Here is a 4,109-nt window from a genome sequence, read left to right as displayed (position 1 = left end):
CCGTGACCGCGCAGAGGATGTTCCAGACGTTAAACTCCCCGGACAGGGGGCTCGTGAGGTCCAGCGGACTCATGCCGCGCATCTCCACCCGCATCTCCGTCCCCCTGAGGGAGGTGCTCCACTGGCTCACTCGGGCAAACGTGTCCTCCGCCGCCATGGAGAAACCCCTGAGGTGCTCCGGCGCCTCCTCCAGGAGCCGCCGTCCGTAAGGGTCGTCCCCGTTGGCCGCCCCCAGGAAGTCGGGCTTCGCGTACCGGGTGAACAGCAGGCGCTTGGCCTGAAAGTAGTCTTCCATCTCCTTGTGAAAGTCGAGGTGCTCCGGGTTGAGATTGGTGAAGACGGGAACGTCGTAGCTCGCGCCGCGCAGCCGCCCCAGGGTGAGCCCGTGGGACGAGGTCTCCATGACGCAGGCGGCGCACCGGTTCCGCACCATGTCCGCAAGCCGGCGCTGGACGACGCAGCTCTCCGGCGTCGTGCGGGTCGCGTCGTGCTCCTCGGCGCCGTCGCTCTCCACGATGGTCCCCAAAAGCCCCGTTCGGACGCCGGCCGCCTGCAGGATGCTGCGCAGGACGTAGGTCGTCGTGGTCTTGCCGTTGGTCCCCGTCACGCCGACCATCAGGAGCTTCTCCGCGGGCCTGTCGTAGACGGCCGCCGCGGCGTCCCCCATGACGTCGCGCACCGACGGGACGACGACCGCCGGCAGGCCGACGCCGGGGTCCCGCTCGCAGAGCAGGGCCAGCGCCCCGCGCTCCCTGGCCTCCATGGCGTAGTCGTGGCCGTCGCTCCTCTCGCCGCGGATGCAGCAGAAGAGGGTGCCCTCGCCCACCTGGCGGCTGTCCGACGCCACGTCGCCGATCAGTGGGTCCTCCGCTGCGTTCCTGACTTCGAGGGACGGCGTCCGCCCTCGAATCGCGGCAAGGACCTCGGAAAGTTTTATGCTCATAGGGATCCCTTCTTCTGTGCGTAATATTCGAGTTCCGCCATCTCCTCGACGATGGCCCGAAAGGGGGGCGCCGCAAGTTCGCCGCCGTAATAGCGCCCCCCCGCCGGCTCCCCGATGACGAGGAGCATGAGGTACTTCGGGTCCTCGTAGGGCCAGAAGCCGATGAAGGAAGCCACGTAACGGTGGCGGCTGTACTTTCCGCCCTCCGGCACCTGAGCGGTGCCCGTCTTCCCCGCCAGCCGGGTGACCTTCGTCTCGGCCCTCCTGCCGGTGCCCTCGACGACGGCGTCCCGCATCGCCTTCCGCAGCCACCTTGCGGTCTCCGGCGTCAGCACCTCGCGCAGGACGAGGGGGGAGCCCTCGTACACCGTCTCCCCCATGGAGTTGGTCGCCTTCTTCACAATGTAGGGGCTCATCAGCCTGCCGCCGTTGACGATGGCGGCCGTCGCATTGATCAGCTGCAGCGGGGTCACCGCCAGCCCCTGGCCGATCGCGATGTTGGCGGGCACGACGCCGCGCCACTGTTCGGGAAAGGGGACGATCCCCTCCGCCACCGCCGGCAGTTCGATGTCGCTCTCCTGCCCGAACCCCATGGCTCTGAGGCTCTCGTACATCTTCGCCTTTTCCGCCCGGATGCCGATCTGCGCCATGCCCACGTTGGAGGACTTGATGATCAGGTGGGCGGTGTCGATCCTTCCCATGGCCTTGGAAGCGGCCTCGGCCACGTACCCGTCCGCCACCTTCAGCCGCGCCGGACAGTTGAACGTCTCGTTCGTCCGGGCCCAGCCGTTCTCCAGCGCGATCCCCATGACGAGCGGCTTGAGGGTGGACCCCGGCTCATAGCCCCGACTGATCGCGTTGTTCGAGAGGGCCTCCGAGGCCAGGCTCCTTCGATCGCCCGGATCGAACGGAGGCCAGCTGGCCATCGACAGGATCGCCCCCGTCCACGGGTCCATGCAGACGGCAGCCGCCCACTTGGCGCCGTTGTCCTTCGCTGTCTTGAAGAGGTGCTTCTCGACGACGTACTGCATCCTGCTGTCAACGGTCAGGGTCACGACGGGCGTCGTGCGCCTCTGCTTTGACACGTCGTTGACGAGGACGGCGGACTGGGCGCCCGGTCGGCGGACCAGGATGCGGTACCCCGGCGGGTTGTACAGCGTGGAGTCCCAGGCCTGTTCGATCCCCGCAAGGCCCCGGTTGTCGATGTCGCAAAAGCCCAGAACGTGGGCCAGGAGGGACTGGTTGGGATACCTTCGGTCCTGCTCTCCGATGTCGAGCAGCGCCCTCAGGTTGAGCGCCCGAAGGTCCGCCCCCTCTTTCGGGGACACCTTCCGGCGGAGCCACATGAATTGGGAATCCCCCGCCTGCGCCAGCCGTGCGAGGAGGTCCTCGGACAGCGCCCCCTGCAGCGCCAACGCCTCGTCGGAGGTGAGGAGGCTGGGGTCCACGGCAAAACTCGACACGGGCTCGGAGATCACGAGGGCGTTCTCCCGCTCGTCCTGGATGATCCCCCGGTCCGCCCGCATGGGGACGCGCCGCCAGTACTGGTGCTGGGACTGCTGGATGATGCGCGGGCTCGGAAAACAGTGGCGCTCGATCAGCGCCCCTCCCATCAGAAGGTACAGGACGGCGAACGGGAACCAGGGGCTGATCAGATGCCGTTTTCGCAACGGTCTTCCACCTTGGTGACCATGGCTCGCGCAGGACGGCCCCGCGTCACCGCCGCTCCCCGCCCCAGAGCCAGGCCAGGCTGGCGCGCCACCCGGCGTCGTCGGGCCTGGGCGCAGGGCTCCCCGCGGAGGCCAGGCGTTCCTGAGGCCCGACCGACAACGCCTCGACCCGCAGCACCTTCTGCATCCCCAGGCACTCCTTGCAGTAGGTGTAGATCTTGATCGGAGCGACGAGGGCGGACAACTCCTGCTGCAGCCGGGTCTCCTCCGCGACGTACTGCTGTATGGATTCGTTGATGGAATCGAGTCGATAGGCCAGGCGCGCCGCGTGGAAGCGCAGGAACCCAAGAAGGGCGATGAGGAGGAGGCCCCCTCCTGCCCACAGGATCAACGCGATCCCACGCCTCGACGAACGATCCTTTACCTTCTGCATACGAGATTTCGCCCCACTTTCATCCCTGCCTATCTGCGGGTCAACGCCCCCGCCCGTTCTCCACGCGCTCGGGCTGCGTCGACCGCAGTCATCTTCCATGAATCGGCTCGCAAGCCGGACGTCCTCTGCGACGGAAAACTACCCGCCCTCAAAAAAACGAAAGGCCCGAAGTTTTGCGCTCCTCGACCGGTAGTTGCGCGTCCGCTCCTCCTCCTGGGGCAGGAGTGGATGCCGCGTCAGCGCACGGCCCAGCCCCTTCTCCTTCTCCCAGCTCCGAAAGCGGTGCTTCACGATCCGATCCTCCAGCGAGTGGTAGGACACCACCACCGCCACACATCCCTCCCCCGCCAAAGTCGGCAGGGTCGCCAGCATGGACTCGATCGCCGAAAGCTCGTCGTTCACGAAGATGCGCAGCGCTTGAAACACCCTTCGTGCGGGATGGGTCCCCATCTTCCTCTGAACGGGGGCCGGCAGGACCTCCCGGATCAGGGTTACCAGTTCCCCCGTCGTCTCAAGTCGCAGCCCCCTGGCCCGACGCTGGATTATACCATTGGCAATGCGGCGGGAGTAACGCTCATCGCCGTACTCCCAGAAGATCCGAGCCAACTCGTCGGCGCTCAGGCCGCTCAGCACCTCCGCTGCGCTGGGAGCTCCGCCGCCTGGATCCATCCTCATGTCCAATGGGCCGTCCTGCTGAAACGAGAAGCCCCGCGCAGCCTCCGTCAGTTGCAGATTGGAGACGCCAAGGTCGAACACGAACGCATCGAAGGGGGCCTCCCCCTCTAAAACCCCTGCGATATCCCCAAAGTTGGCGTGTACGGCGCAAAAGCGCGGGGCAAAAGCAGATAGGCGCCCCTTCGCCAGGCGCAGCGCATCCGGGTCTCGATCCACCCCCCAGACCCGCCCATCGGGGAAAGCCCGGAGGATCGCCTCCGAGTAACCGCCCAACCCCAGGGTACCGTCCACAATCCGAAGCGCCCTGCGCGGCTCCGACGCCTCGCTCAGAAAGGAAAGGACCTCCGGCAGCAGGACTGGCTCATGCGTCTCCATTCATTTCCCCTCC

4 protein-coding genes are annotated in these 4,109 nt (G+C 66.7%); all 4 read right to left on the bottom strand.

All coding sequences use genetic code 11. The features are described from left to right. The coding region (locus tag SY1_RS07315; RefSeq protein ID WP_243440624.1) for a Mur ligase family protein at positions 1 to 943 on the bottom strand (943 nt) is incomplete at its 3' end. Continuing rightward, positions 940 to 2,613, bottom strand: coding sequence for a peptidoglycan D,D-transpeptidase FtsI family protein (locus SY1_RS07310; RefSeq protein ID WP_208873275.1), 1,674 nt, complete (start codon positions 2,611 to 2,613; stop codon positions 940 to 942). The genes SY1_RS07310 and SY1_RS07315, both read right to left, overlap by 4 nt. Positions 2,614 to 2,659: 46 nt before the next feature. Then, positions 2,660 to 3,046 carry a hypothetical protein gene (locus SY1_RS07305; RefSeq protein ID WP_208873273.1) on the bottom strand — a complete coding sequence of 129 codons (387 nt, stop codon included), beginning with the start codon at positions 3,044 to 3,046 and terminating at the stop codon, positions 2,660 to 2,662. Positions 3,047 to 3,184: 138 nt separating this feature from the next. Further along, positions 3,185 to 4,096 carry a 16S rRNA (cytosine(1402)-N(4))-methyltransferase RsmH gene (gene rsmH, locus SY1_RS07300; RefSeq protein WP_015556635.1) on the bottom strand — a complete coding sequence of 304 codons (912 nt, stop codon included), beginning with the start codon at positions 4,094 to 4,096 and terminating at the stop codon, positions 3,185 to 3,187. Positions 4,097 to 4,109: the final 13 nt, after the last annotated feature.

Origin of the sequence: Fretibacterium fastidiosum, assembly GCF_000210715.1 — a bacterium.
Taxonomy (GTDB): Bacteria; Synergistota; Synergistia; order Synergistales; family Aminobacteriaceae; genus Fretibacterium; species Fretibacterium fastidiosum.
The sequence above is the reverse complement of the archived record's forward strand: the minus strand, read 5'-3'. Positions and strand labels throughout refer to the sequence as shown.

Excerpts from the sequence above, each read along its gene's own strand:
- SY1_RS07305 (WP_208873273.1), bottom strand. The coding sequence starts at position 3,046 with ATGCAGAAGGTAAAGGATCGTTCGTCGAGGCGTGGGATCGCGTTGATC.
- rsmH (WP_015556635.1), bottom strand. The coding sequence starts at position 4,096 with ATGGAGACGCATGAGCCAGTCCTGCTGCCGGAGGTCCTTTCCTTTCTG.